Here is a 26,935-nt window from a genome sequence, read left to right as displayed (position 1 = left end):
AACAGGGTGCCACATTGAGGTGAACGGACCGCCTCACCGCTGCGGCCTTCGTCGACGCGGGCTCGGAGGGCCCGTTACACATCGACAGTCGGTCGTAAGGAGTCGTGCGAGGGCGTGCGATAACGTTTGCTCCCATGCCCGAATTCGAGACGCTGACGTTCACCCAGACCGGACCCGTGACCAGCATCGTGCTGAACCGGCCCGAGGCCGCGAACGGCATGAACGACACGTTGACACGTGAATTGGCGGTCGCCGCCGCACTGTGCGACACCGAGGCCACGAAGGTGGTCACCATCACCGGCGCGGGCCGATTCTTCTGCGCCGGTGGCGACCTCAAGGCGATGGCCGCCGCACCCGACGCCGGCACGTTCGTCAAGGGCATCGCCGACGACCTGCACCGTGCGCTGTCGACGTTCGCGCGCATGGACGCCGTGCTGATCACCGCCGTGAACGGCACGGCCGCGGGCGCCGGGTTCAGCCTCGCCGTCACGGGCGACCTGGCGATCGCAGCCGAGTCCGCGAAGTTCACGATGGCCTACACGAAGGCGGGCCTGAGCCCAGACGGCAGCTCGTCGTACTACCTGCCTCGGCTGATCGGCATCCGCCGCACCCAGCAGCTCATGCTGACCAACCGCACGCTGACGGCCGCCGAAGCCCTCGACTGGGGCCTGCTCAGCGAGGTCGTGCCCGACGCCGACCTCGCCGGCCGCGCAGACGAACTGGCTCAGCAGATGGCCGCGACCTCACGCACATCCAACGGTGCGGTGAAGCGGCTGCTGCTCGACAGCTTCGGCAACGGCATCGAGGAACAGATGGAACTCGAGGCTCGCTACATCGCTGGGTGCGCACGATCCGCCGACGGCCAGGAGGGCATCGCGGCCTTCCTCGGCAAGCGGGCGCCTGCCTTCGGCTAGAAGGAGTGCTCCTCGGCGGGGAAGGCACCCGTCGCCACGTCCTGGGCGAATTCGGCAGCGGCGCGGCGCAATTCGCCGCCCACGTCGCCGAACCGCTTGACGAACTTCGCGGTCTTGCCCGCCGTCATGCCCGCCATGTCCTGCCACACCAGCACCTGGGCGTCACAGTTGGGGCCCGCGCCGATCCCGACGGTGGGAATGGTGAGCTTGCCGGTGATCTGGGTGGCCAGCTCGGCAGGCACCATCTCGAGCACCACGGCGATCGCACCGGCCTCGGCGACGGCGATGGCGTCGTGAATGGTCTGCTCGGCGCCGTCCCCGCGGCCCTGCACGCGGAAACCGCCGAGACCGTTGACGCTCTGCGGGGTGAATCCGATGTGCGCGACGACCGGGATGCCTGCCTGGGTCAGCGTCGCGATCTGCTCGGCAACGCGCTCGCCACCCTCGAGCTTGACCGCTGCTGCACCGGTCTCCTTGAGGAACCGGGTCGCGGTGGCCAGCGCCTGCTGCGGCCCGGCCTCATAGCTGCCGAACGGCAGATCGGCGACCACCAGTGCGTGCGGCGCCCCGCGGACGACGCCGCGGACCAGCGGGATGAGTTCGTCGGCCGTGACCGGCACCGTGGTGTCGTAGCCGTACACCACGTTGGCGGCCGAATCGCCGACCAGCAGAACCGGGATCTCGGCGTCGTCGAACACCCGCGCAGTGGAGTAGTCGTAGGCCGTCAGCATGGCCCACTTGTGGCCCTCTGACTTCCACTTCAGCAGGTGGTGGGTCCGTACCTTGGCGCGAGGCTTGCGCTCCGCGACGGTCGGATCGGTGGCAGCACCGTAGACACTTTGCTCAGACATCGTCGTCCCTCGTGTGGTCTGGTCGTCCTCGAGGCCCATCCGGGTCCCCGGGTCGTCTGACTGCTCCAGTGTGACACCCGCGTTGCCGAACGTGAACGGCCGGTGAAGTGCATTTCCTCACACCCTGGGAGGCGACCGGCCTAACATCGGCGGAATGCAACGGCTAAGCGGTCTCGACGCCAGCTTCCTCTACCTCGAATCCGCCGCATTGCCACTGCACGTGTGCTCGGTGCTGGAGATCGACCCGGCCACGATCCCCGGCGGCTACTCCTTCGACCGGTTGCGCGACGCGCTGGGGCTGCGGATCAAGGCGATGCCGGAGTTCCGCGAGAAGCTCGCCGACAACCGGCTCAACCTCGATCACCCGGTTCGCGTGGAGGACAAGGACTTCGACGTCGACCGGCACCTGCACCGCATCGGTCTGCCCGCGCCGGGCGGACGTGCCGAACTCGCCGAGATCTGCGGGCACATCGCGTCGTTGACGCTCGACCGCAGCCGCCCGCTGTGGGAGATGTGGGTCATCGAGAACCTCGCGAACACCACCGACGGCACCGAGGGCGGTCGCCTCGCGGTGCTGACCAAGGTGCACCACTCCGGCGTCGACGGCGTCACCGGTGCCAACCTCATGTCGCAGCTGTGTGCCACCGAACCGGACCCGCCAGCACCCGAACCGGTGGCCGGAGTCGGCCAGGCATCCGACCTCGAGATCGCGATCGGCGGCGCCATCCGGTTCGCCACTCGGCCGCTGAAGCTGGTCAACGTGCTGCCGATGACGGTGAACACGGTGCTGGACACCGTCAAGCGCGCCCGCAACGGCCTCACGATGGCAGCGCCGTTCAATGCGCCCAAGACGCGGTTCAACGCCAACGTCACCGGGCGCCGCAACGTCGCGTTCGCGCAGCTCGACCTCGAGGACATCAAGCTCGTCAAGAACCACTTCGGCGTCAAGGTCAACGACGTGGTGATGGCTCTGGTGTCCGGTGTGCTGCGCCGCTTCCTGCTCGACAGCGGCGAGCTGCCGGACAGCTCGCTGGTGGCGATGGTGCCGGTCTCGGTCCACGACAAGTCCGACAGGCCCGGCCGCAACCAGGTATCGGGCATGTTCGCCAGCCTGGAGACCAACGTCGAAGACCCTTCGCAGCGCATCAAGGCCATCGCGGAAGCCAATTCGCTTGCCAAGGAACATAGTTCGGCGATCGGGGCCACCCTGCTGCAGGACTGGACCCAGTTCGCCGCGCCCGCCGTGTTCGGCGTCGCGATGCGGGTCTACGCCCGCAGCAATCTCAGCGGCGCCCGGCCGGTGCACAACCTGGTGGTCTCCAACGTGCCCGGCCCACAGGTGCCGCTGTACTTCCTGGGCGCCGAGGTCAAGGCGATGTATCCGCTCGGGCCAATCTTCCACGGCTCCGGACTGAACATCACCGTCATGTCGCTCAACGGTGGGCTCGACGTCGGGCTGATCTCCTGCCCGGATCTGTTGCCCGACCTATGGGACATGGCCGACGACTTCCAAGTCGCGCTCGACGAGCTGGTGGCAGCCACCAAGTAGGCGCGCGGTAGCGCCCTTAGCAGCGGTGATGGCAGGTCATGGCAGCATGGGCAGCCATGAACCTCAAGAGCGGGGTCCTCGCGGCCGCCATGGTGATGATGGTGGTCGTCGGCTGTAGCAAAGTGGTCGACGGACGCGCGCTCGTCGGCGCCCCGCCGCCCGGCACGCCCGTGGACTGGGCGGAGTGCGAGGCCGACGCATCCGGTGACCTCCCACTTCCCTCGGGCGCCCAATGCGGGATGCTCTCGGTCCCCGTCGACTACGCCAAGCCCGACGGCGACGTCGCGCAGCTCGCGCTCATCAAGTTCCCCGCAACCGGCCAGAAGATCGGTTCGCTGTTCGTCAACCCGGGCGGGCCCGGCGAATCGGGCGTCGCGGCCGCGGCCTCACTGGTCGGCACCATGCCGGAATCGGTGCGCGAGCGCTTCGACCTCGTCGGCTTCGACCCGCGTGGCGTCGGGCGTTCCACCCCGGCGGTCTGGTGCAACTCCGACGAGGACAACGACAGGCTGCGCGCCGACCCGCAGGTCGACTACTCGCCCGAAGGCATCGAGCACATCGAGTCCGAGACCAAGGCATTCGTGCAGCGGTGCGTCGACAAGATGGGGGAGGAATTCCTCGCTAACGTCGGAACCGTCAGCGTCGCAAAGGATCTCGACGCCATGCGCGAGGCCATGGGCGACGAGAAGCTGACCTACCTCGGTTACTCCTACGGCACGCGCATCGGCGCCGCCTACGCCGAGGAGTTCCCGGACAGGGTGCGCGCCATGATCCTCGACGGCGCGGTCGACCCCAACGCCGACCCGCTCGAGGCCGACATCCGCCAGGCCGCCGCCTTCCAGACCGCGTTCAACGACTACGCGGCCGACTGCGCCAAGAACCCCAGCTGCCCGCTGGGCACTGACCCCGCCAAGGCGGTCGAGGTCTACAAGTCGATCGTCGATCCGCTGGTGGAACAGCCGGCCGAGACCGACGACCCGCGTGGCCTCAGCTACGGCGACGCGATCATCGGCACCATCCTGCCGCTCTACTCGCCCAACCTGTGGCGCCACCTGACCCAGGCACTCACCGAACTGCGCGAGGGCAGGGGCGACACGATGCTCGCTCTCGCCGACCTGTACATGGGACGCGACCCCGAGGGGCACTACAACAACTCGACCGACGTGCGCGTCGCGGTCAACTGCGTCGACGAGCCGCCGATCACCGACCGCGCGAAGGTCATCGAGCAGGACCGCCGCGCCCGCGAGGTCGCGCCGTTCATGAGCTACGGCGGCTTCACCGGCAACGCGCCGCTCGGCACGTGCGCGTTCTGGCCGGTCCCGCCCACCTCGACACCGCACGAACTGTCGGTCGAGGGCCTGCCTCCCACGCTCGTCGTGTCCACGACCAACGACCCAGCGACGCCGTACCAGGCCGGTGTCGACCTGGCCAAGCAACTCGGCGGAGCGTTGCTGACGTTCGACGGCACCCAGCACACCGTCGTGTTCCAGGGCGACCGCTGCGTCGACGACATCGCCGCCAGGTACCTCGTCGACGTCACCGTGCCGCCGGAGGGCGCGCGCTGCTAGCAGCGGCGAGCCGGCAAAGTCACCGAAGCATCACCGTCCGGTTGCCGACGCGTCTCCGCTCGACCGTGGATGCGGTGTCGAAGGCCTTTGCGTGCGAACATGATCGCCATGTGGCGGGTGGGCAGGACGTTCTCGGCACCGCTCGCGCTCGTGGTCCTGCTGGGCCTGGCCGGTCCGGTGTCTGCGGTTGCGTCGGCTGCGCCGGAAGGTGAACCGCTGCAGGCCTACGGTCAGTCGCCGGCATGGGGCAGCTGCACGCCGCTCGTCGGTGACGTCACGCGGATCCCCAACGCGCAGTGCGGCGTCGTGACCGTGCCCGTCGACTACGCCGACCCGGCGGGCCCGCAGGCCAACCTCGCCGTGATCCGCATCCCGGCCACCGGCGACCGCATCGGCGTGCTGATGGTGAACCCCGGCGGACCTGGCGCCTCGGCGGTCGACACCGTCGCAGGCATGGGTGCCAGCCTTGCGGGGACCGAGATCAACCGGCGCTTCGACCTCGTCGGGTTCGACCCGCGCGGCGTCGGCCACTCGACGCCAGAGGTCCGCTGCCGCACGGACGCCGAGTTCGACGCCTACCGCCGCCAACCGATGGCCGACTACAGCCCCGCAGGCGTCGCGGCCATCGAATCGATCTACGCCGGGCTCGCGCAGGGCTGCCTCCAGCGCACCGGCACGCCGTTCCTGGCCAACATCGGCACCGCCTCCACGGCCCAGGACATGGACGTGGTGCGGGCCGCGCTTGGTGAAGCCCAAATCAACTACCTCGGGTTCTCCTACGGCACCGAATTGGGTGCGAAGTACGCCGAGCGCTATCCCGACCGCGTGCGCGCCATGGTGCTCGACGGTGCGGTCGACCCGGGCTCGGACCCGATCGGCGAGAACATCCGGCAACTCGCCGGGTTCCAAACGGCTTTCGACGACTACGCCGCGGACTGCGCGCGCAGCACCGACTGCCCACTGGGCCAGGACCCGACCCAGTTCGTGGCGCGCTACCACCAGCTGGTCAACCCCCTGGTCGCCGGCCCGGCGGCCACCACCGACCCGCGTGGCCTGAGCTACCAGGACGCCATCACCGGCACCGTCAACGCGCTCTACACCGAGCGCTACTGGAAGTACCTGACCAGCGGGCTGCTCGGGCTGGCACGTGGCACCGACCCCGGCGACCTGCTCCTGCTCGCCGACGACTACCAGCAGCGCGACCGCAACGGGCACTACTCGAATCAGCAGGACGCGTTCACCGCGATCCGCTGCGTCGACGCGCCGTACCCGACTGACCCCGCCGTGTGGGCCGACGCCGACCGGCAGGCGCGCCTGGCTGCACCGTTCATGGCCTACGGCGAGTTCACCGGTTTCGCCCCCCGCGACATTTGCGCGCTGTGGCCCGTGCCGCCGACGTCGCAGCCCCAGGACGCGGTCTCGCCCGGTCCCGGCAAGGTCGTCGTCGTATCGACCACGCACGACCCCGCCACCCCGTATCAGGCGGGTGTGGACCTCGCCCGGCAGCTCGGCGGCTCCCTCATCTCGTTCGAGGGCACCCAGCACACGGTGGTGTTCAATGGCAGCCCGTGCGTCGACCCCGCGGTCGTCAGCTTCCTCGTCGACTCGGTGCAGCCACCGGCGGGTCTTCGCTGCTGACCGAGCCGCAGTGTCCGAGAACACGAACCGCAGCCATCGCGTAACACGGATTTAACAGCCGGTGCCTACGCTGCGCACATGGACCGGCAGAAGGAATTCGTGCTCCGCACGCTGGAGGAACGCGACATCCGATTCGTTCGACTCTGGTTCACCGACGTGCTCGGATACCTGAAGTCGGTCGCCATCGCACCCGCCGAGCTGGAGGGCGCGTTCGAAGAGGGCATCGGCTTCGACGGCTCCTCGATCGAGGGCTTCGCGCGGGTATCGGAAGCCGACATGGTGGCCCGTCCCGACCCGTCCACGTTCCAGGTGCTGCCCTGGACCACGAGCGCAGGCAAGCACCACTCGGCGCGCATGTTCTGCGACATCACGATGCCCGACGGGTCACCGTCGTGGGCCGACTCGCGCCACGTGCTGCGCCGTCAGCTCGCGCGCGCCAGCGACCTCGGGTTCTCCTGCTACGTGCATCCGGAGATCGAGTTCTTCCTCCTCAAGCCCGGCTCCGACGACGAGCCGCCCGTGCCTGCCGACAACGGCGGCTACTTCGATCAGGCCGTGCACGATTCGGCGCCCAACTTCCGCAGGCACGCCATCGACGCGTTGGAGTCGATGGGCATCTCGGTCGAGTTCAGCCACCACGAGGGCGCGCCGGGCCAGCAGGAGATCGACCTGCGCTACGCCGACGCACTGTCGATGGCCGACAACGTGATGACGTTCCGCTACGTCGTCAAGGAGGTCGCGCTCGGCGAGGGCGTGCGGGCGTCGTTCATGCCCAAGCCGTTCGCCGAATATCCCGGCTCCGCGATGCACACGCACATGAGCCTGTTCGAGGGCGACACCAACGCCTTCCACAGCCCCGACGACCCGCTGCAGCTGTCGGACGTCGCGAAGTCCTTCATCGCGGGCATCCTCGAGCACGCCAGCGAGATCAGCGCCGTCACCAACCAGTGGGTGAACTCCTACAAGCGCCTCGTGCACGGCGGTGAGGCGCCGACGGCGGCGTCCTGGGGTGCGGCCAACCGGTCGGCTCTGGTGCGGGTCCCGATGTACACCCCGCGCAAGGCGTCCTCCCGTCGCATCGAGGTGCGCAGCCCCGACTCGGCATGCAACCCGTACCTCACGTTCGCCATCCTGCTCGCGGCGGGCCTGCGCGGCGTGGAGAAGAACTACCAGCTGGCACCGCAGGCCGAGGACAACGTCTGGACGCTGACTCCCGAAGAGCGGCGTGCCATGGGCTACAAGGAGCTGCCCGGCAGCCTCGGCGTCGCGCTGAGTGAGATGGAGAACTCGGAGCTGGTCGCAGAAGCGCTCGGCGAGCACGTCTTCGACTACTTCCTGCGCAACAAGCGCACCGAGTGGGAGAACTACCGCAGCCACGTCACCCCGTTCGAACTCAAGACCTACCTGTCTCTCTAGCCCGTCTGCGTAACCGGGGGCAGTGGCCGCTGCGCTAAGTTCGGACCGTGGCCAAACCCGCGACGCAGCGACCCACGCTGCCCAGTGTCGGCAGGCTGGGCCTGGTCGCTCCCACCGCACGCGACGACCTCGACCGGCTCGGCTGGAACACCGACGCCCACGTCGAACTTCTGTGGTCGCTGTCGCGCGCCCCCGAGGCCGACGAGGCCCTGCGCGCCATCGTGCGCCTCGCCGAGGCGCTCGGCGGGGACTGGGACGAGCTGAACCGCGCCCTGCTCACCGACAAACCCCTGCGGGGCCGCCTCTTCGGCGTGCTCGGCTCGTCGCTGGCCCTCGGCGACCACCTGGTGGCCCGGCCCCGGTCATGGCAGCTGCTGGCCGGCGACGTCGGGCTCCCGTCGGCCGAGCAACTCGTGCGCGAGTTCGTCGAGGCCGCCGAGAACGTCACCGGCCCGGCGGCGGTACCCGCACTGCGGTCGCTGTACCGCGACCGGCTGCTGATCCTGGCCGCGCTGGACGTCGCTCCCACCGTGGAGAACGAACCCGTGCTGGCCTTCACCACCGTCGGCAGGCACCTGTCCGATCTGGCGGACGCCGCGCTGGCGGCCGCACTCGTCGTCGCCACCCGGACCGTGTGCGGTCCCGACACCGACGCGCCGAAGCTCGCGGTGATCGCCATGGGCAAATGCGGTGCGCGCGAACTCAACTACGTCAGCGACGTCGACGTCATCTTCGTCACCGACGACGCCGCGCACTCCAGCATGGCGCTGAACACCCGCGTCGCAGGCGAACTGATGCGGTTCGCCGGCGACGCCTTCTTCGAGGTCGACGCGGCACTACGGCCCGAGGGCAAGCAGGGGCAGCTCGTCCGCACGCTGGAGTCGCACGTCGCCTACTACGAGCGCTGGGCCAAGACCTGGGAATTCCAGGCCCTGCTCAAGGCGCGCCCCGCCGCGGGTGACGCCGACCTCGGCGCCCAATACGTCGACGCGCTGATGCCGATGGTGTGGACCGCGTGCGAGCGGCCGGACTTCGTGCCCGACGTCCAGGCCATGCGCCGCCGCGTCGAGGAACTCGTCCCCGCCGGGGTGCGCGACCGCGAACTCAAGCTGGGTACCGGCGGGCTGCGCGACGTCGAATTCGCCGTGCAGCTACTGCAACTCGTCCACGGCCGCACCGACGACGCACTGCACGTCTCCTCGACCGTCGACGCGCTGTCGGCGCTCGGCGAGGGCGGCTACGTCGGACGGGACGACGCGGCGAACCTGACGGCGTCCTACGAATTCCTTCGGCTGCTCGAGCACCGGCTGCAGCTGCAGCGGCTCAAGCGCACCCACATGCTGCCCGAACTCGACGACGAGGAGGCCATGCGCTGGCTGGCGCGCGCTGCCCACGTGCGACCCGACGGTCAACACGACGCGGTCGGCGTGCTGCGCGAGGAGCTGAAACGGCAAAGCCTGCGCGTCTCCCGGCTGCACGCCAAGCTGTTCTATCAGCCGCTGCTCGAGTCGGTCGCTTCTCCCACGGTGGAACTGAGTGCGAGCCTGAGCGCCCAGGCCGCCGAAAGGCAGCTCGCCGCACTGGGTTACGAGGGGCCTCAGAGTGCGCTGACCCACCTGGCCGCGCTGACCAGTCACGGCGGCAGGCGCGGACGCGTGCAGCAGGTGCTGCTGCCCACCCTGCTCGACTGGCTGTCCGACACGCCCGACCCGGACGCCGGATTGCTCGCATATCGCCGCATCAGCGAGGAACTCGCCGACGAGCGTTGGTATCTCGCGGCGCTGCGCGACGAGGGCGCCGTGGCCAAGCGGCTCATGCGGGTGCTCGGCACGTCGGCATACGTGCCCGATCTGCTGCTGCGGGCCCCTGAGGTGATCCGGCAGTACGCCGACGGGCCCAACGGCGCCAAACTCCTCGAAGTCGAACCCGACGGGTTCGCCCGGTCGCTGGTCGCCTCGTCTGGCCGGCACTCCGACCCGGTGCGTGCGATCGCCGCGGCACGGACCCTGCGCAGGCGGGAGCTGGCCCGCATCGCCTCCGCCGACCTGCTCGGTCTGCTCGAGGTCACCGAGGTGTGCAAGGGGCTGACCTCGGTGTGGGTGGCCGTGCTGCAGGCCGCGCTCGACGCGGTGACCCGCGCCAGCACGCCCGCGGGCGGGCCACCCGCCGTCATCGCGGTCATCGGCATGGGGCGCCTCGGTGGCAAGGAACTCGGCTACGGGTCGGACGCGGACGTCATGTTCGTGTGCGAACCCGTCGGCGGCGCAGAGGAATCCGTCGCCGTGAAGTGGGCCACCTCGATCGCCGAGCAGGTACGCGCCAGGCTCGGCACGCCCAGCGGTGACCCGCCCCTGGAGGTCGACGCCAACCTGCGTCCCGAGGGGCGCAGCGGCCCGCTGGTCCGCACGCTCGCGTCCTATCGCGCCTACTACGCCCAGTGGGTGCAGACGTGGGAGGTGCAGGCGCTGCTGCGCGCGCACTGCGTCGCCGGCGACGAGGATCTGGGGCAGCGGTTCCTGCTGATGATCGACGACATCCGGTACCCGCCCGACGGCGTGTCCGCGTCGGCCGTGCAGGAGATCAGGCGCATCAAGGCGCGCGTCGACGCCGAGCGACTGCCGCGCGGCGCCGACCCGAACACCCACACCAAGCTCGGTCGCGGCGGGCTGGCCGACATCGAGTGGACGGTGCAACTGCTGCAGCTGCGTCACGCGCACCGGATCCCCGCGCTGCACAACACCTCGACCCTCGAGACACTCAACGCCATCGGTGCGGCCGAACTCATCGCCGAAGGCGACGTCGACCTGCTGCGGCAGGCGTGGCTGACGGCGACCAAGGCCCGCAACGCGCTCGTGCTCGTCAAGGGCAAGCCGACCGACCAACTCCCTGGGCCCGGCCGTCAGCTCAACGCCGTGGCGCAGGCCGCGGGGTGGGCCAACGGCGACGGTAGTGAATTCCTGGACAACTACCTACGGGTGACGCGCCGCGCGAAGACCGTGGTGCGCAGAATCTTCGGAGAATAGATGGCGATGCAGGACTTTCCGTTCGACGTGATCACCGCCGACGAATACGACCGGCTGCGCGCCGCCTACGAGCCGCTCACCGAGTCGATGCGCAGGCTGATCGCCGCGGGCATCCGCACCGGGGTGGACGAGGACGAGATCCGGCAGGCCAAGGCGGCCATCGACTTGGCGACCGAGGTGCTCGAACGCACGCAGCGCGACACCACCTCGACGCTGCGGCACGCAGATACCGGCAGGCCGCTGGCATGGGCGAATCCGGCTGTCGGACTGCGCAATGCGATCGCCCCGCCGATGGACATCCGCCACGAACCCGACGGCACCTGCTGGGCGGAGTTCACGCTCGGCCCGGCCTACGAGGGTCCGCCCGGCCTGGTGCACGGCGGCATCTGCGCCCTGGTGCTCGACCACATCCTCGGCGAGGCGGCCAGCGACGGGCTCACCAAGCCACTGTTCACCGGGACGATCACGCTGAAGTACATGCGCGGGACCCCGCTGGGCCCGGTCCGGGCGGAGGCGTTCATCGAGCGCACCGAGGGCATCAAGACCTACGCCCGCGGCTATCTCGGGGACGCGCAGGGGCACACCGTCGAGGCCGATGGGGTGTTCATAAGGCCGGCGTGGGCTCGGGACGACGCGGGTGTCAGGGACAGCGCGTGAGGTTCTACGTCAGCACGGCGTTCCTCGACATCAAGGAGGTCGTCGAAGTGGCCAAGGCCGCAGACGATCTCGGGTACGAGGGCATGGGCATCCCGGATCACGTGATCAACCTCGAAACCCTCGAGACGCCTTACCCGTACACGAAGGACGGCTCGCGTCGCTGGGAGGCGTTCACGCACTGGCCCGATCCGTGGGTGATGATCGGCGCGATCGCGCTGGCGACGAGCAGGCTGAAGTTCGTCACGACCGTCTACCTGCCGGCGATGCGCGACCCGTACTCGGCGGCCAAGGCCATCGGCACGGCGGCCTGTCTGGCCGAGGGGCGGCTCGAGCTCGGCATCGGCGTCGGCTGGTGCGAGGAGGAGTTCACCCTCATGGGCCAGCGGTTCGACCGCCGCGGCAAGCGCACCGACGAGATGCTCGAACTCATGCGGGCGCTGTGGCAGCCGGGATGGACCGAGTTCGACGGCGAGTTCTACACGACGCCGCGACTGGAGATGGAACCCACGCCGCCACACATCCCGATCTACGTCGGCGGGCTGTCGAACGTCGCGCTGCGCCGCGCCGCCCGCAACGACGGCTGGATCGGCGATCTGATCACCACCGAGCAGGCGATCGCCTCGGTCGATCGGATACGCGCGCTGCGTGCCGAAAACGACTCGGGCATGGACGACTTCACCGTCATCACACCGCTCACCGACGCCTTCACCCCCGAGCACTACGCGCGGGCAGAGGCCGCAGGCATCGACGGCATCATCACGATGCCCTGGATGTTCTACAGCGGACCGACGGCGTCGCTGAGCGAGAAGATCGACGGCATGAAGCGGTTCCGCAAGGACCTCGGCCTCGACTCAGCTCAGTAGCGGTTGCGGCGGAACCGGCTGAGCAATCCGCCGCGAGGTGCCGCACCCCGTCCGGTGACCACGCCGCCACCCGGCGCAGCAGTGCCGCTGACGACGCGTTGGCCACGTACACCGCCGCCGACCATGGCGCCGCGACGGCGGGCGTCGAGTGACAGCGACCCACCGCCGAGTGCGGCCAGGAGCAGGAATGCGAAGCAGTACATCAGCGCGGGCTCGCCGCCATTGCCGCCCACGCCTGCGTCGTACGGCCAGAAGCCATTTGGCCAGTGTTGCCAGATGTAGGCGACGGCCATGTGACCCGACGCAATGAACGCGGCAATTCGGGTGAACAGCCCCACCAAAATCAGTAGGCCCGTGACCAATTCGATGATCCCGGCCCACCAGCCCGGCCACGTACCAACGGGAATGGCAGCGCCGAGGGGCCAGCCGAACACCTTCATGGTGCCGTGCAGGGTGAAGAGGAGTCCGAAGATGATGCGGAAGACGCTCAGGACGGGGGAGGAAAAGCCCGCGAGCCGATTCTCGAAGGTCGCCATGGGCAAACCCTACGCCGCGACGCTCAGGATCTTCCCAGCTTCACCCGACCGTTACCGGACCGACGTCCTCGCACGCCCACGCTTGCGGGCGGGCTGGGCGCGCATCGCGTCGAGTGCATACGCACCGCCGCCGGTGAAGACCAACAGCAGGAATCCGAAGCACAGGACGACGGGGAGTTCGCCACCGTTCTCGACGGGCCACGAGCCCTTCGGCTGATGCGTCATGAAGTACGCGAAGGCCATCTGGCCCGACGCGATGAACGCGGCGAACCGGGTGACGAAACCGATGAGAATCAGAAGGCCCGCGAGGAGTTCGATGACGCCGGCCCACCACAGCGGGAACGAGCCGAACGCGATGTCCACCGGTGCGGCGATCGGCCAGTCGAACAGCTTCTGCGTGCCGCGGATCGTGAACAGCAGGCCCAACACGATGCGGAACACGCTCACCGCCGTCGGCGTGAAGGCGGTCAGCTTCGACTCGAAGTTCGTCATGGCGCAGACCCTACTGAGACGAAACCACCCGCCCGGCGAACCGGGCGGGTGAAATCGCGTGTCGGACCGACTTACACGTCGTAGTAGAGCGAGAACTCGTACGGGTGAGGCCGGATCTGGATCGGCATGATCTCGTTCTCACGCTTGTACGAGATCCAGGTCTCGATCAGGTCCTCGGTGAACACGCCACCCTCGGTGAGGTATTCGTGGTCCTCCTCGAGCTTGTCGATGACCGCGGACAACGAGGTGGGCGCCTGCGGGATCGCGGCGGCCTCGTCCGGCGGCAGCTCGTAGAGGTCCTTGTCGACGGGCGTCAGCGGCTCGATCTTCTTCTTGATGCCGTCGATGCCTGCCATCAGCATCGCCGCGAACGCCAGGTACGGGTTGCCCGAGCTGTCCGGGCAACGGAATTCGAGACGCTTGGCCTTCGGGTTGTTGCCGGTGATCGGGATGCGGACGCACGCCGAGCGGTTGCGCTGGCTGTACACCAGGTTGATCGGTGCCTCGTAGCCGGGAACCAGGCGCTTGTAGGAGTTCACCGTCGGGTTGGTGAACGCCAGCAGCGACGGCGCGTGGTGCAGGATGCCGCCGATGTAGTGGCGGGCGAGGTCCGACAGGCCCGCGTAGCCCGACTCGTCGTGGAAGAGCGGCTGGCCGTCCTTCCACAGCGACTGGTGGGCGTGCATGCCGGAACCGTTGTCACCGAACAGCGGCTTGGGCATGAACGTGACGGTCTTGCCGTTCTTCCACGCCGTGTTCTTGATGATGTACTTGAACAGCAACACGTCGTCTGCCGCGTGCAGCAGGGTGTTGAACTTGTAGTTGATCTCCGCCTGGCCCGCGGTGCCGACCTCGTGGTGGCCGCGCTCGAGGATGAAGCCGGCGTTCTGGAGGTTGGTGGCCATCTCGTCGCGCAGGTCGACGTAGTGGTCGTACGGGGCGACGGGGAAGTAGCCGCCCTTGGGGCGCACCTTGTAGCCCAGGTTGGGGCTGCCGTCGGCCTCGAACGGCTCGCCGGTGTTCCACCAGCCGGACTCGGAGTCGACCTCGTAGGAGGTGCCGTTGATCTTGGAGTCGAACGTCACCGAGTCGAAGATGTAGAACTCGGCCTCGGCACCGAAGAAGCAGGTGTCGGCGATGCCGGTGCTGGCGAGGTAGTTCTCCGCCTTGCGGGCCACGTTGCGCGGGTCGCGGGAGTAGGCCTCGCGGGTGAACGGGTCGTGCACGAAGAAGCTGAGGTTCAGCGTCTTGGCCTTGCGGAACGGGTCGATGCGCGCCGTCTCGGGATCGGGCAGCAGCATCATGTCCGACTCGTGGATGGACTGGAAGCCGCGGACCGACGAGCCGTCGAACGCGAGGCCGTCCTCGAAGACGCTCTCATCGAACGCCGAGGCCGGGATCGAGAAGTGCTGGACGACACCCGGCAGATCGCAGAAACGGATGTCGACGTACTCGACCTTCTCGTCCTGGATCGTCTTGATGATGTCGTCGGCCGTCTTTTCTGCCACTGAGAAATCTCCTTTGACTGGTTACCCGCCGACTGACGCTATGGACACGATGTTGCACGGCAGTCAACCGCATGTTGCGCCGACGTTACGCGTCATTGATTCCCGGGGCCGATCGCGCTCGCCATATGCTGGACCACATGGCCCGCACCTTCGGTTCTTGGCTCTCCGGTCCGCCCCAACCCGAGGCGGGCGACCCGAGCGCAGGACCCAACGAGTACCCCGGCCAGCAGCTCGGCCTGCCCCCGTCGGGCAGCGGCTCGCTGGTCGGCTGGGGTCGCCGAATCGGGGCGCTGGCCATCGACTGGTTCATCGCCTACGGGCTGGGTGCGCTGGCCATGTCGATGGGCCTGGTGTCGATGAACGTGCTCTCGACCGCGGTCCTGGTGATCTGGCTGATCCTCGGCGTCATCGCGGTGCGGCTGTTCGGCTTCACCCCGGGCCAGGCCGCGCTCGGCCTGCGCGTCGCGTCCGTCGACAACCGCATCCACGTCGGAATGGGCCGCGCGCTGGTGCGCGGCCTGCTGATCGCGCTCGTCGTTCCGCCGCTGTTCACCGACACCGACGGCCGCGGACTGCAGGACAAGGCCACCGGCACCGCGATCGTCCGGCGCTAGGTCAGCGGGTTCATGCTCTTCGCGCAAGCGCTCATCGACGACGTACGGTGCGCTGCACGCCCTTCATCTTGGCGTTGCCCGGCATCGGACCCTTCGGCATGGCGGCCGGGCCGACGCGCGAGCCCAGCGCGACGAGACGCGACTCCAGCGAGTCCATCTGCTTGACCGTGATGTTGGCGGGCAGCTTGGTCAGGTGGCGTTCCAGCTTCGACAGCGGCACCTCACCCTCGCCGTTGCCGACGACGATGACGTAGATCGGTACGTCACCGACGAGCCGTGCCGTGCGCTTCTTCTCCTGGGCCAGTAGCGGTTTCACCCGGTTCGCCGACCCCTCGCCGACGAAGATCACCCCAGGACGGCCGATCACGCGGTGCACCGCGTCGAAGTGGCCCGTCGCCGCGACGCCCGGCGTGACGCGCCACTTGCCGCGCAGGTTGTCCAGCGCCCAGGCCGCAGCACCGGTCTGCCCCTCGGCCTTGCGGTAGACGGACTTCTGCGCGCGCCGACCGAAGATGATGAACGCGACCAGCGCACCGAGCAGGATGCCCAACGGGATCAGCGCGATCAGCGTGAAGGTGCTGCCTGCGATCAGCCCGGCGGCCACCGCGATGCCGACGATCACGACGAATGCGCCGATCATGTACGGCAGGAGGCGCTTGTCCTCCTTGCGTTGGATCTGGAATGCCTGCCACAGCTGACTGCGCCGCTCCTTGGAGGCAGCCTTCCGCGTGGCCTTCGCCTGGGCCTTGGCGGCCTTCATCTCGGCGGTATTGCGCTTTTTCGCCATTGGATCAGGATACGGGTGGCTTGGGCATTCCCCATGCCCCGCCGGACATCAGGACGCCGACGCCGCCCGGATGCGTGCGGTTTCGGCGTAGAGCCTGCCCGCGCGGTACGACGACCGCACCAGCGGACCGGCCAGAACACCGGAGAAACCGACCTCCTCGGCGAACTTCGAGTGCTCGACGAACTCCTCGGGCTTGACCCAGCGTTCCACCGGGTGGTGCCGCAGCGACGGACGCAGGTACTGCGTGATGGTGATGATGTCGCAGCCCGCCTGATGCAGGTCGACGAGCGCGGTCCGCACCTCGTCGGGCGTCTCGCCCATGCCGAGGATCAGATTGCTCTTGGTGACCAGACCGAACTCGCGCGCCGCCGTGATGACGTCGAGGCTGCGCTGGTACCGGAAGGCCGGACGGATCCGCTTGAAGATGCGGGGGACCGTCTCGACGTTGTGCGCGAACACCTCGGGACGTGACTCGAAGACCTCGTTGAGCTGTTCGGGGATCGCGTTGAAGTCCGGCGCCAGCAGCTCGACGCCGGTGTTCGGGTTGAGCGCGTGGATCTGGCGGACCGTCTCGGCGTACAGCCAGGCGCCGCCGTCGGGCAGGTCGTCGCGCGCGACGCCGGTCACCGTCGAGTACCGCAGGCCCATTGCCTGCACGCTCTCGGCGACGCGGCGCGGTTCGTCACGGTCGAGTTCGGCGGGCTTGCCGGTGTCGATCTGGCAGAAGTCGCACCGCCGGGTGCACTGTTCGCCGCCGATGAGGAAGGTCGCTTCGCGGTCCTCCCAGCACTCGTAGATGTTGGGGCAGCCCGCCTCCTCGCACACCGTGTGCAGACCCTCACGGCGCACCAGCGCCTTGAGTTCCTTGTATTCCGGGCCGGTCTTCAGCGTCGTCTTGATCCACGGCGGCTTGCGCTCGATGGGGGTCTCGGCGTTGCGGACCTCGAGCCGCAGCAATTTGCGGCCGTCGGGGGCGATAGTCACTGGGCCGATTCTACGCTCGCGACCGACGCCGCACCGACCGCGATGCGGCCGTCGAGAGCATCGGCGACGGCGTCGGCGACCATGTCGACGACGTCCGCGACGCCGACCGTCCGGCCCAGCTCGGCCGACAATGACGTCACGCCTGCATCGGAGATGCCACAGGGCACTATCGAGGAGTACGCGCCGAGATCGCAGTCGCAGTTCAGCGCGAAGCCGTGCAGCGTCGTCCCCCTGGCCACCCGGATGCCGATGGCCGCGATCTTGCGCGTCGGCCGCGGGCCGTCGGCGGGTACCCACACCCCGGAACGACCCTCCACCCGGCCGACAGGGACGCCGAGCGCCGTGCACACCGAGATCAGCGAATCCTCAAGGCGGCGAACGAACTTCACGACGTCCATCGGCTGCGCCAGACCGATGATCGGGTAGCCGACGAGCTGACCGGGACCGTGCCAGGTGATCTTGCCGCCGCGGTCGGTGTCGACGACCGGGATTCCGCCGGAGACCGTGGGGTCGGGGCGCTCGTGCGGTTCGGTGCGCTTGCCCGCCGTGTAGGTCGGGGGGTGTTCCAGCAGCAGCAGAGTGTCGGGACCGCCGGCGACCCTGGCGTCGGCCGTCTCGCGCTGCAACTGCCAGGCGGACTCGTAGTCCAGCGTGCCGAGCCGCCGAACGTCGATCGGTGACGATTCCGCGCGGACCGAGGCCCGCACCGGGGCAGAAGACATGCCTGTCACGGTACGCCCGCTATCCGCCGTCCTTGGCTGCCGTCGCGTAGGCCAGCGCCTCGCCGATCGTGTTGTGCCGGAACTCGAAGCCCGCCCGCTCCAACGCCGCGGGGATGGCCCGCTGGCCGGCGAGCAGGCCCTCGTCGGCGAACTCGCCGACGACCGCACGCAGTGCGAAGCCCGGCACCACCGTCGGCGTGGGCCGGTGCAGTGTCCGCCCCAGCGCTGCGGTGAACTCGGCGTTGGTCACCGGCGCGGGGCCGGTGAAGTTCACCGGCCCCGACACGTCGTCGTGGTCGATGGCGAACAGCAGCGCCCGAACCTGATCCTCGAGGCTGATCCACGCCATGTACTGCTTGCCGTTGCCAAGGCGTGTGCCGAGGCCGAACGCGAACAACGGCCGCAGCCGAGCGAGCACGCCACCGGACGGCGACAGGACGAGCCCGGTGCGTGCCAGCACCACCCGCGCACCGGCTGCGTGCGCCGCGGCGGTGGCGGCCTCCCAGTCCTCGCACAACTTGGCGAGGAACCCGTCGCCGCGTGGCGCGGTCTCGTCGACGACGCGGTTGCGCGTGTCGCCGTAGAAGCCGACCGCGCTCGCGTTGACGAGCACCGGCACCCCGGCATCGGCCACCGCGTTGGACAGGACGTCGGTCGGGCCGATCCGGCTGTCGCGCAGGCTCTGCTTGAAGGACCCGGACCAGCGCTTGTCCCCGACGCCGACACCGCACATGTTCACCACGGCGTCGACGTCGTCGAGCACGCCGGTGTCGAACTCGCCGGTGTCCGGGTTCCAGAACACGTCGTCGGCGTGGGCAGGCGCGCGTCGGACGAGCCGGACCACCCGGTGATCAGCGGCCCGCAGCGCACTGACGAGCGCCGTGCCGATGACACCGGACGAGCCGGCGATCGCGATGACCGACACGGGATTAGAGCCCGAGGTCGGCCTCGAACGCCCCTTCTTCGAGTCGCCGCTTGATGGTGGTCAGGAAACGGCCCGCGTCGGCACCGTCGATCAGACGGTGGTCGTAGGTCAGCGGCAGGTAGGCCACCGACCGGACGCCGATCGATTCGTTGCCGAACTCGTCGACGATCACCCTCGGACGCTTGACGATCGCACCGGTGCCAAGCATCGCCGCCTGCGGCGGAACCAGGATCGGCGTGTCGAACAGTGCGCCCTGACTGCCGATGTTGGTGATGGTGAACGTGCCGCCGGACAGCTCGTCGGGCTTCAGGTTGCCCGAACGCGCGCGTGCCGCAATGTCGGCGATCGCGCGGGCCAGCCCGCCCAGCGACAGGTCACCCGCGTTGTGCACCACCGGGGACAGCAGTCCCTGCTCGGTGTCGACGGCGAAGCCAAGGTGCTCGGCGTCGTAGTAGGTGATCTGCTTGCTGTCCTCGTCGTAGCTGGCGTTGACGTTCGGGTGCGCCTTGAGTGCGTCGACCACGGCGACGGCGAAGAACGGCAGGAACGTCAGGTTGACGCCCTCGCGCTCGGCGAAGCTGGCCTTTGCCCGCGCCCGCAGCGCCACGATCTTGGTCAGGTCGACCTCGTGGGTCTGCGTCAACTGCGCGGTGGTCTGCAGCGACTCCCGGGTCTTCTTGGCCGTGATCTGGCGGATCCGGTTCGCCTTCTGCGTGGTGCCACGCAGATGCGCCAGCTTCGGGGCAGGAGCCGACTTCGCGGCGGCGGGTGCGGCCGCGGGAGCCGAGGGCTCCGGGGTGGGCTCGGGAGCCTTCTTGGCCTCGGCAGCCGCGAGCACGTCCTGCTTGCGGACCCGGCCGCCGACGCCGGTGCCCTTCACCGACGCCAGATCGACGCCGTGCTCGGTCGCCAGCTTGCGAACCAGGGGAGTGACGTACGGGCCACCGTCGGACCCTGAGGCCTCGGCGGTCGCGGCAGGCGCCTTCGGCTCTTCCTTGCGTTCCGGCTTGGGCTCTTCCTTGGGCTCTTCCTTGGGCTCGGCCTTCGGTTCCGGCTTGGGCTCTTCCTCGGGCTCGGCCTTCGGTTCCGGCTTCGGCTCTTCCTTCGCCTCGGGTTCGGGCTCTGGCTCGGGCTCTGGCTCGGGCTCTGGCTCCGGTTCGGGCTCTGGCTCTGCTTCGGATGCCGCGTCCGCCGAGCCGATCTTGGCAAGTTCGCCGCCGACCTCGACGACGTCGTCCTCCTCGGCGGTGATGGCCAACAGCGTGCCCGCCACCGGGGAGGGGATCTCGGTGTCGACCTTGTCGGTGGATACCTCGACGAGGGGCTCGTCGAGCTCGACGCTGTCGCCGACCTCCTTGAGCCACCGGGTGACGGTGCCCTCGGTCACGGACTCGCCCAACTCCGGCATCTTGACCGACGTGGCGTCGCCGCCGCCGGAGGCTGCGGGCTTCTTCGCCGGCTTCTCGGGCTCGGGCTCCGCCTCGGTCTCCTCGGCGGCAGGTTCGGACTGCGCGGCGGGTTCCTCGGCGGGAGACTCTGCCTCGGCGGGCTCGTCGTCGGAAGCTGCATCGGAATCGGCATCGTCGGACCCCGAATCGTCGGACCCGCCTTCGCCCTCTTCGCCGATCGTGGCGAGGTCACCACCGACCTCGACGGTGTCGTCCTCCTGGGCGATGATCTTGGTCAGAACACCGGCCGCGGGAGAAGGGATTTCGGTGTCGACCTTGTCGGTCGACACCTCGAGCAGGGGCTCGTCGACTTCGACGGTGTCGCCCTCCTGCTTGAGCCAGCGGGTCACCGTCCCCTCCGTGACGCTCTCACCGAGTGCGGGCATCTGGACGGAGATGGCCATGTGTGTTGACTCCCTCGAACGGTCGCGCGTGCCAGGTCGAAATATCGCGTTGCCCATCCTTCCACGTCCGGGTGCGTTGGTCGTCGCAGACCTGCACACGGCGCGCTCTGGCACTATCGAATCAAGCGTTGGCACTTCCGTGCCGAAGGGAGTCGGGTCGAGTTGGGGCTGTTCGACAGGTTGCGACGTCGCCGCGGTGGCCGTACCAGCAAAGCGGACTCAGCGGCCAACCTCGGGTACCTGAAGCAGTGGGTAGCCACCCACACCGGTGTCGAGGCGTTCATCGAACCTCAGACCACCGTCACCGAGGTCACTGCGGTACTCGTCGCCGCCGACGGCGAGTGGACGCGCCGCCGCGTGGGCGGGCAGGCCGGTGCCCGCAAGCTGAACGCCCAACTCGGGATTCCCGTCTACGACGTACAGAAGGTCGGCTATCCGCAGCGGATGCGCGACTATGACGAGAAGCGACGCATCGAGCGCAAGCGTGCGGCGCGTCGCGAACTCGAAGATCGCTGAACCACCCCGGGAAGGTCACATGACGGCCATGCAGGAGACATTCGTCGAGAGCACGGACGGCGTCCGGATCGCGGTCTACGCCCAAGGCAACCCCTCCGGCCCGACCGTGGTGCTCGTGCACGGCTGGCCGGATTCGCACGTGCTGTGGGACGGCGTGGTGCCGCTGCTCGCCGACCGGTTCCGGGTGATCACGTACGACAACCGCGGCGTCGGGCGATCAGACGTCCCGCGGCGGGTCGCGTCGTACGCGATGGCGCGCTACGCCGACGACTTCGAGGCCGTGCTCGACGCGGTCGCACCGGGCAGCGCGGTGCACGTACTGGCTCACGACTGGGGGTCGGTCGGCGTATGGGAGTACCTCGCCCGACCGGAGTCGGGCCAGCGCGTCGCCTCGTTCACGTCGGTGTCGGGGCCCAGCACCGACCACCTGAACCGCTTCGTCGTCGGCAACCTGCTGCGCCCCTACCGTCCCCGCAAGTTCGCCCAGGCCGTCGCCCAGTTGACCCGGCTGTCGTACATGGGCCTGTTCTCCATCCCCGTGCTGGCGCCGACGTTGGTCCGCCTCGCGTTCCGGACGGGCCAGATGGAACGAGTCCATCCCGGCGGCGCGTCGGTCTCCGACGCGGTGGCGAGCATGAAGGTGTACCCCGCCAACTTCTTTCGTGCGCTCGCGCACGCCCGACCCGACCATCACGTCGACGTACCGGTGCAGATCATCGTCAACGCCCGTGACCCGTTCGTGCGGCATTACGTCTACGACGAGACCGACCGCTGGGCATCCCGGCTGTGGCGACGCGACCTGCGGGCGGGCCACTGGGCGCCCACGTCGCATCCCCAGGTGCTGGCGACGGCGGTGACCGAGCTGGCCGAGCACGTCGACGGTGCCGCACCCGCCCGCGGCCTGCTACGCGCCCAGGTCGGCCGCAACCGCAAGCACTTCGGCGACATGCTGGTGTCGGTGACCGGGGCGGGCAGCGGCATCGGCCGCGAGACCGCACTCGCCTTCGCCGCCGAGGGTGCGGAACTGATCGTCAGCGACATAGACGAGCAAGCCGCGGCCGATACTGCCGCGCGGATCGCCGCACGCGGTGGCGTGGCGCACGCCTATCGGCTCGACGTGTCCGACGCCGAGGCCGTCGAGGCGTTCGCCGCGCGGGTCTGCGACGAGCACGGGGTGCCGGACGTCGTGGTCAACAACGCCGGGATCGGCCAGGCCGGTGCCTTCCTCGACACCCCCGCCGACCAGTGGGACCGCGTGCTCGACGTCAACCTCGGGGGCGTGGTGAACGGGTGCCGCGCCTTCGCAGGCCGGCTCGTCGAACGGGGGACCGGCGGCCACGTCGTCAACGTGTCGTCGATGGCGGCCTACGCGCCGCTGCAGTCGATGAACGCCTACTGCACCAGCAAGGCCGCGGTGTACATGTTCTCGGACTGCCTGCGGGCCGAATTGTCCTCGGCGGGAATCGGTCTCACCACCGTGTGCCCGGGCGTCATCGACACCAACATCGTGCACACCACCCGCTTCGACCCGCCCCCGGCCAAGGCCGGTCAGGTCGCAGGCCGGCGCAAGCAGCTCGAAGCGATGTTCGCCGCGCGCCGCTACGGTCCCGACAAGGTGGCCAAGGCAATCGTGTCGGCGGTGCTCGAGAACAAGCCGATCCGCCCCGTGGCGCCGGAGGCGTACCTGCTCTACGGCACGTCGCGCATCGCGCCGCAGGCGCTGCGCAGCACCGCTCGCGGCAGCGTCATGTGATCAGCCGTTAGCGGCAACGTCCTCGATGACCGCGAACATCGTGCGCACCGGCACGCCGGTGCCGCCCTTGCCGGTGTAGCCCCATGGCCCGCCGGTGTTGTACGCCGGGCCCGCGATGTCGACGTGCGCCCACTCGACGCCCTCGGCGACGAACTCGCGCAGGTACACCCCGGCGACCAGCATGCCCGCGAAGCGCGAACCGCTGACGTTGGCCAGATCCGCCACCGTCGACTTGAGGTCGTCCTTCAGCTCCTCGGGCAGCGGCATCGGCCAGCCGTTCTCACCGACCTCCTGGCTCAGCGTCGCGACCCGGTCGCGAAAGTCGTCGCTGCCCATCACCCCGGGCGTACGCGACCCAAGGGCCACGGTCTGCGCGCCGGTCAGCGTCGACGTCTCGATCAGGTAGTCGGGGTCGTCCTCGCAGGCCCGCACGATCGCGTCGGCGAGGATCAGCCGACCCTCGGCGTCGGTGTTGAGCACCTCGACGGTGATGCCGCCGTACTGGGTCAGCACGTCACCGGGCCGCTGCGCCGTCGACGACGGCATGTTCTCCGCCATCGGGACCGTCGCGATGACGTCGACCGCCACCTTCTGCTTCGCGGCCAGCACGACGGTCGCGATCACGGCCGCGGCGCCACCCATGTCCGAGGTCATCTGATGCATGTTCAGCGCCGGCTTGATCGAGATGCCGCCGGTGTCGAACGTGATGCCCTTGCCGACCAGCGCGACCGTCTTGCCCTTCCGCTTGGCGCCGCGGTGAATCAGCCGCACCAGCCGCGGGGGACGCGACGAGCCCTTCCCGACGCCGATGATGCCGCCGTACCCGGCCTTCTCCAGCGCCTTCTCGTCGAGCACCTCGACCTCGAGGCCCGCCGCCTTGCCCAGCGCCTTCGCCCGGTCGGCGAATTCAGCCGGGAAGAGATGGCTCGGCGGGGTGTTCACGAAGTCGCGTGCAGTCGCAACCGCAGTCGCCACGTCGGTGCCGCGCACGGCCTTGGCCTTCGCGTCCTTGGCCGAGGCCAACGCCGTGATGCGGGCCAGCGCCGGGTCCTTGGGAGCGGTCTTGCCGCTGCGGAACTCGGTGAACCGGTAGGCACCAAGGATCAGACCCTCGACGGCCGCCTCGGTGTCGAGTTCGCTCAGCGTCGTCAGCACCGCCTCCGTGCCCGACAGGCTGCGGGCGGCGACACCGGAGGCGCGACGGATCACGTCGGCTGGCCAGGAGTCGCGCGGCTTGCCAAGGCCGACCGCCAGCACGCTTGCGACCGGGAGCGACGGCGCGACCACGCGGGTGGTCTGATCGGCACCGCCCTTGGCGCTCAGCGCCGCCAGCGCCGCTTCGATCTCGTCGACGGCCGTAGCGTCCAGGAACGGCGTGGGCACGACGCGGGCGGCGTCGTCGTCACCGCTGACCACGGGGACGATCAGTACGGCCGAACCGACCCCGCGCTTGGGCAGGCTGGCAGCGACGGTGACGGTGGGGGACTGGTATCCGGGTGCGGTGCTCACGGGGATCAACCCTAGCTAGCTAGGCTGGTTCGGTGACCGACAACCTGCTGCAGGGCCCGCTCGAGGACCGTCACCGCGAACTCGGAGCGAGTTTCGCCGAGTTCGGGGGCTGGCTGATGCCGGTGTCCTACGCGGGCACCGTCACCGAGCACAACGCCACCCGCACCGCGGTCGGCCTGTTCGACGTCAGCCACCTCGGCAAGGCACTCGTCAAGGGTCCAGGGGCGGTCGAGTTCCTCAACGCGGCGTTCACCAACGACCTCAACCGGATCGGACCCGGCAAGGCGCAATACACGTTGTGCTGCAACGAGTCCGGCGGTGTCATCGACGACCTGATCGCCTACTACGTGTCCGACGACGAGGTGTTCCTGGTGCCCAACGCGGCCAACACCGCCGCCGTCGTCGCCGCACTGCAGGCCGCCGCCCCTGCCGACCTGACCATCACCGACGAGCACCGTTCGCGTGCCGTGCTCGCCGTGCAAGGCCCGAAGTCACCGGAGGTGGTCGCCGGGCTCGGCCTGCCCACCGACATGGACTACATGGGGTGGGCCGACGCCGAGTACGACGGCGTCGGAGTCCGCGTGTGCCGAACCGGCTACACCGGCGAGCACGGCTACGAGCTGCTGCCCGAGTGGGACCGGGCGGGGGTCGTGTTCGACGCTCTGGTCGAGGGCGTGCGCACGGCGGGTGGCGAACTCGCAGGCCTCGGTGCCCGCGACACCCTGCGCACCGAGATGGGCTACGCGCTGCACGGCCACGAACTGACGCTGGACATCTCCCCGGTGCAGGCCCGCTGCGGCTGGGCGGTCGGCTGGAAGAAGGACGCCTTCTGGGGCCGCGACGCCCTGCTGGCCGAGAAGCAGGCGGGCCCCAAACGCGTGCTGCGCGGGCTGAAGGCCGTCGGCCGGGGCGTGCTGCGCTCGGGCATGACCGTCCTCGACGGTGACACTCCAGTGGGCGTCACGACCTCGGGAACGTTCTCTCCGACACTCAAAGTCGGCATCGCGCTCGCCCTCGTCGACACCGCAGCGGGAGTGACCGACGGGCAGCGGGTCGCGGTGAACGTCCGCGGCCGTGCGCTCGAGTGCGAGGTCGTCGCACCGCCGTTCGTGGAAGCGAAAACTCGCTAGCGCCGAGTTATACAATTCGTCCATGACCGACGGCCACCTCGACTTCTCGCTTGCCCGAAACGCGACACCGGCAAGCGACGAGGTACGTGCCGACATCCTGCGCGAACCCGGATTCGGCCGCTTCCACACCGACCACATGGTGTCGATCGACTACAGCGACGGGCGCTGGCACGACGCCAGGGTGCTGCCTTACGGCCCGATCGAACTGGACCCGTCGGCGGTCGTGCTGCACTACGCCCAGGAGGTCTTCGAGGGGCTCAAGGCCTACCGCTGGAGCGACGGCTCGATCGTGTCGTTCCGGCCCGAGGCCAATGCCGCGCGGCTGCGCCGCTCCGCGCGCAGGCTCGCGATCCCCGAGCTGCCCGACGAGGTTTTCCTCGAGTCGCTGCGGCAGCTGATCGCCGTCGACGGCGACTGGGTGCCCGCGGCCGGCGGCGAGGAGTCGCTCTACCTGCGGCCGTTCATCTTCGCCACCGAGCCGGGACTGGGCGTGCGCCCCGCCAACCAGTACCGCTACCTTGTCATCGGCTCGCCGGCAGGTGCGTACTTCAAGGGCGGCGTCCGGCCGGTGTCGGTGTGGCTGTCCACCGAGTACGTGCGGGCCAGCCCCGGCGGCACCGGCGCCGCGAAGTTCGGCGGCAACTACGCGGCATCGCTGCTCGCGCAGGCCGAGGCCACCGACCACGGCTGCGACCAGGTGGTGTGGCTCGACGCCATCGAACGCCGGTACGTCGAGGAAATGGGTGGCATGAACCTGTTCTTCGTGTTCGGCAGCGGGGGGTCGGCGCGCCTGGTAACGCCCGAACTCAGCGGATCGCTGCTTCCCGGCATCACCCGAGATTCGTTGCTGCAGTTGGCGACTGACGCGGGCTTCGCCGTCGAGGAGCGCAAGATCGACGTCGACGAGTGGCAGAAGAAGGCTGCGGCCGGCGAGATCACCGAGGTCTTCGCCTGCGGTACCGCGGCCGTCATCACCCCCGTGTCGCACGTGAAGTCCGGCGACGGTGACTTCACCATCGCCGACGGCGAACCGGGTGAGGTCACCATGGCGTTGCGCGACACGTTGACCGGCATCCAGCGCGGCAAGTTCGCCGACACCCACGGCTGGATGACCCGGCTCGGATAGAA

Annotated in this window: 23 protein-coding genes; 13 read left to right on the top strand and 10 right to left on the bottom strand. The window is 69.0% G+C overall.

From position 1 onward, the window contains the following. Window positions 1–134 precede the first annotated feature (134 nt). Entirely contained in the window at window positions 135–914 is a 780-nt protein-coding gene (locus tag LOK44_RS03430) for an enoyl-CoA hydratase/isomerase family protein (protein ID WP_237568648.1), read from the top strand. Here LOK44_RS03430 and panB read toward each other — a convergent pair. Then, the gene (gene panB, locus LOK44_RS03425; protein WP_237568647.1) at window positions 911–1,765 is read right to left on the bottom strand and encodes a 3-methyl-2-oxobutanoate hydroxymethyltransferase; all 855 of its coding nucleotides are present in this window, start codon (window positions 1,763–1,765) and stop codon (window positions 911–913) included. The two genes, LOK44_RS03430 and panB, sit on opposite strands and share 4 nt — an antisense overlap. A gap of 154 nt (window positions 1,766–1,919) precedes the next feature. Here panB and LOK44_RS03420 point away from each other — a divergent pair, with 154 nt between their 5' ends. The 7 genes from LOK44_RS03420 (at window position 1,920) to LOK44_RS03390 (ending at window position 12,479) form a co-directional block, all read left to right on the top strand. After that, complete coding sequence (locus LOK44_RS03420) at window positions 1,920–3,314, top strand: WS/DGAT/MGAT family O-acyltransferase (RefSeq protein ID WP_237568646.1); 1,395 nt, start codon at window positions 1,920–1,922, stop codon at window positions 3,312–3,314. A gap of 56 nt (window positions 3,315–3,370) precedes the next feature. After that, entirely contained in the window at window positions 3,371–4,882 is a 1,512-nt protein-coding gene (locus tag LOK44_RS03415; RefSeq protein ID WP_237568645.1) for an alpha/beta hydrolase, read from the top strand. A gap of 99 nt (window positions 4,883–4,981) precedes the next feature. Beyond that, a complete protein-coding gene (locus tag LOK44_RS03410) occupies window positions 4,982–6,520 on the top strand; it encodes an alpha/beta hydrolase (protein ID WP_237568644.1) in 1,539 nt (512 codons plus the stop codon). 78 nt (window positions 6,521–6,598) lie between these two features. Continuing rightward, window positions 6,599–7,936, top strand: a complete 1,338-nt coding sequence (locus LOK44_RS03405) for a glutamine synthetase family protein (RefSeq protein WP_237568643.1) — start codon at window positions 6,599–6,601, stop codon at window positions 7,934–7,936. A 47-nt stretch (window positions 7,937–7,983) separates the two neighbouring features. Continuing rightward, window positions 7,984–10,959 carry a bifunctional [glutamine synthetase] adenylyltransferase/[glutamine synthetase]-adenylyl-L-tyrosine phosphorylase gene (locus LOK44_RS03400; protein WP_237568642.1) on the top strand — a complete coding sequence of 992 codons (2,976 nt, stop codon included), beginning with the start codon at window positions 7,984–7,986 and terminating at the stop codon, window positions 10,957–10,959. Continuing rightward, window positions 10,960–11,616, top strand: a complete 657-nt coding sequence (locus tag LOK44_RS03395; RefSeq protein ID WP_237568641.1) for a PaaI family thioesterase — start codon at window positions 10,960–10,962, stop codon at window positions 11,614–11,616. Continuing rightward, the gene (locus tag LOK44_RS03390; RefSeq protein WP_237568640.1) at window positions 11,613–12,479 is read left to right on the top strand and encodes a TIGR03619 family F420-dependent LLM class oxidoreductase; all 867 of its coding nucleotides are present in this window, start codon (window positions 11,613–11,615) and stop codon (window positions 12,477–12,479) included. The genes LOK44_RS03395 and LOK44_RS03390 overlap by 4 nt, the downstream gene beginning before the upstream one ends. On the opposite strand, the gene LOK44_RS03385 is transcribed toward LOK44_RS03390, so the two are convergent. The 3 genes from LOK44_RS03385 to glnA all read right to left on the bottom strand — a co-directional run bounded on the left by LOK44_RS03385 (window position 12,473) and on the right by glnA (window position 15,015). Continuing rightward, window positions 12,473–13,015, bottom strand: coding sequence for a DoxX family protein (locus LOK44_RS03385; protein ID WP_237568639.1), 543 nt, complete (start codon window positions 13,013–13,015; stop codon window positions 12,473–12,475). The two genes, LOK44_RS03390 and LOK44_RS03385, sit on opposite strands and share 7 nt — an antisense overlap. Before the next feature lie 51 nt (window positions 13,016–13,066). Continuing rightward, window positions 13,067–13,507: a DoxX family protein gene (locus tag LOK44_RS03380; protein WP_237568638.1), complete on the bottom strand. Its 441-nt coding sequence runs from the start codon at window positions 13,505–13,507 to the stop codon at window positions 13,067–13,069. Window positions 13,508–13,578: 71 nt separating this feature from the next. Continuing rightward, window positions 13,579–15,015, bottom strand: coding sequence for a type I glutamate--ammonia ligase (gene glnA / locus LOK44_RS03375; RefSeq protein ID WP_163916823.1), 1,437 nt, complete (start codon window positions 15,013–15,015; stop codon window positions 13,579–13,581). Between the two features lie 137 nt (window positions 15,016–15,152). On the opposite strand from glnA, the gene LOK44_RS03370 reads away from it, so the two are divergent. Continuing rightward, window positions 15,153–15,629, top strand: coding sequence for an RDD family protein (locus LOK44_RS03370; protein WP_237568637.1), 477 nt, complete (start codon window positions 15,153–15,155; stop codon window positions 15,627–15,629). Window positions 15,630–15,660: 31 nt separating this feature from the next. Here the strand turns inward: LOK44_RS03370 and LOK44_RS03365 are convergent, their stop codons facing one another. The 5 genes from LOK44_RS03365 to sucB are packed head-to-tail and all read right to left on the bottom strand — an operon-like array spanning window position 15,661 to window position 20,899. Beyond that, the gene (locus LOK44_RS03365) at window positions 15,661–16,416 is read right to left on the bottom strand and encodes a DUF4191 domain-containing protein (RefSeq protein WP_237568636.1); all 756 of its coding nucleotides are present in this window, start codon (window positions 16,414–16,416) and stop codon (window positions 15,661–15,663) included. Between the two features lie 48 nt (window positions 16,417–16,464). Continuing rightward, window positions 16,465–17,400: a lipoyl synthase gene (lipA, locus tag LOK44_RS03360; RefSeq protein ID WP_237568635.1), complete on the bottom strand. Its 936-nt coding sequence runs from the start codon at window positions 17,398–17,400 to the stop codon at window positions 16,465–16,467. Continuing rightward, a complete protein-coding gene (gene lipB / locus LOK44_RS03355; protein WP_237568634.1) occupies window positions 17,397–18,122 on the bottom strand; it encodes a lipoyl(octanoyl) transferase LipB in 726 nt (241 codons plus the stop codon). The genes lipA and lipB overlap by 4 nt, the downstream gene beginning before the upstream one ends. A gap of 19 nt (window positions 18,123–18,141) precedes the next feature. Then, entirely contained in the window at window positions 18,142–19,047 is a 906-nt protein-coding gene (locus LOK44_RS03350; protein ID WP_237568633.1) for a TIGR01777 family oxidoreductase, read from the bottom strand. A gap of 4 nt (window positions 19,048–19,051) precedes the next feature. Further along, window positions 19,052–20,899 carry a 2-oxoglutarate dehydrogenase, E2 component, dihydrolipoamide succinyltransferase gene (sucB, locus tag LOK44_RS03345; protein ID WP_237568632.1) on the bottom strand — a complete coding sequence of 616 codons (1,848 nt, stop codon included), beginning with the start codon at window positions 20,897–20,899 and terminating at the stop codon, window positions 19,052–19,054. A 162-nt stretch (window positions 20,900–21,061) separates the two neighbouring features. Here sucB and LOK44_RS03340 point away from each other — a divergent pair, with 162 nt between their 5' ends. Continuing rightward, window positions 21,062–21,415 carry an oxidoreductase gene (locus tag LOK44_RS03340; RefSeq protein WP_237568631.1) on the top strand — a complete coding sequence of 118 codons (354 nt, stop codon included), beginning with the start codon at window positions 21,062–21,064 and terminating at the stop codon, window positions 21,413–21,415. Between the two features lie 19 nt (window positions 21,416–21,434). After that, window positions 21,435–23,168: an SDR family oxidoreductase gene (locus tag LOK44_RS03335; protein WP_237568630.1), complete on the top strand. Its 1,734-nt coding sequence runs from the start codon at window positions 21,435–21,437 to the stop codon at window positions 23,166–23,168. Here LOK44_RS03335 and LOK44_RS03330 read toward each other — a convergent pair whose 3' ends face one another. Then, complete coding sequence (locus tag LOK44_RS03330; protein ID WP_237568629.1) at window positions 23,169–24,677, bottom strand: leucyl aminopeptidase; 1,509 nt, start codon at window positions 24,675–24,677, stop codon at window positions 23,169–23,171. Between the two features lie 32 nt (window positions 24,678–24,709). On the opposite strand from LOK44_RS03330, the gene gcvT reads away from it, so the two are divergent. Next, the gene (gene gcvT / locus LOK44_RS03325) at window positions 24,710–25,807 is read left to right on the top strand and encodes a glycine cleavage system aminomethyltransferase GcvT (RefSeq protein WP_237568628.1); all 1,098 of its coding nucleotides are present in this window, start codon (window positions 24,710–24,712) and stop codon (window positions 25,805–25,807) included. Between the two features lie 22 nt (window positions 25,808–25,829). Continuing rightward, the gene (locus LOK44_RS03320; protein WP_237568627.1) at window positions 25,830–26,933 is read left to right on the top strand and encodes a branched-chain amino acid aminotransferase; all 1,104 of its coding nucleotides are present in this window, start codon (window positions 25,830–25,832) and stop codon (window positions 26,931–26,933) included. Window positions 26,934–26,935: the final 2 nt, after the last annotated feature.

This window comes from Mycolicibacterium lacusdiani (genome assembly GCF_021916785.1).
Classification (GTDB): domain Bacteria; phylum Actinomycetota; class Actinomycetes; order Mycobacteriales; family Mycobacteriaceae; genus Mycobacterium; species Mycobacterium lacusdiani.
Note: the sequence above shows the minus strand (reverse complement) of the source record. Positions and strands in the feature narration are given on the sequence as shown.

Coding starts and splice junctions, on each gene's coding strand:
- LOK44_RS03320 (WP_237568627.1), top strand. CDS start 25,830: ATGACCGACGGCCACCTCGACTTCTCGCTTGCCCGAAACGCGACACCG.
- lipB (WP_237568634.1), bottom strand. CDS start 18,122: ATGTCTTCTGCCCCGGTGCGGGCCTCGGTCCGCGCGGAATCGTCACCG.
- LOK44_RS03380 (WP_237568638.1), bottom strand. CDS start 13,507: ATGACGAACTTCGAGTCGAAGCTGACCGCCTTCACGCCGACGGCGGTG.
- LOK44_RS03365 (WP_237568636.1), bottom strand. CDS start 16,416: ATGGCGAAAAAGCGCAATACCGCCGAGATGAAGGCCGCCAAGGCCCAG.
- LOK44_RS03395 (WP_237568641.1), top strand. CDS start 10,960: ATGGCGATGCAGGACTTTCCGTTCGACGTGATCACCGCCGACGAATAC.
- LOK44_RS03405 (WP_237568643.1), top strand. CDS start 6,599: ATGGACCGGCAGAAGGAATTCGTGCTCCGCACGCTGGAGGAACGCGAC.
- panB (WP_237568647.1), bottom strand. CDS start 1,765: ATGTCTGAGCAAAGTGTCTACGGTGCTGCCACCGATCCGACCGTCGCG.
- LOK44_RS03420 (WP_237568646.1), top strand. CDS start 1,920: ATGCAACGGCTAAGCGGTCTCGACGCCAGCTTCCTCTACCTCGAATCC.
- LOK44_RS03415 (WP_237568645.1), top strand. CDS start 3,371: ATGAACCTCAAGAGCGGGGTCCTCGCGGCCGCCATGGTGATGATGGTG.
- LOK44_RS03335 (WP_237568630.1), top strand. CDS start 21,435: ATGACGGCCATGCAGGAGACATTCGTCGAGAGCACGGACGGCGTCCGG.
- LOK44_RS03430 (WP_237568648.1), top strand. CDS start 135: ATGCCCGAATTCGAGACGCTGACGTTCACCCAGACCGGACCCGTGACC.
- LOK44_RS03370 (WP_237568637.1), top strand. CDS start 15,153: ATGGCCCGCACCTTCGGTTCTTGGCTCTCCGGTCCGCCCCAACCCGAG.
- LOK44_RS03385 (WP_237568639.1), bottom strand. CDS start 13,015: ATGGCGACCTTCGAGAATCGGCTCGCGGGCTTTTCCTCCCCCGTCCTG.
- sucB (WP_237568632.1), bottom strand. CDS start 20,899: ATGGCCATCTCCGTCCAGATGCCCGCACTCGGTGAGAGCGTCACGGAG.
- LOK44_RS03410 (WP_237568644.1), top strand. CDS start 4,982: ATGATCGCCATGTGGCGGGTGGGCAGGACGTTCTCGGCACCGCTCGCG.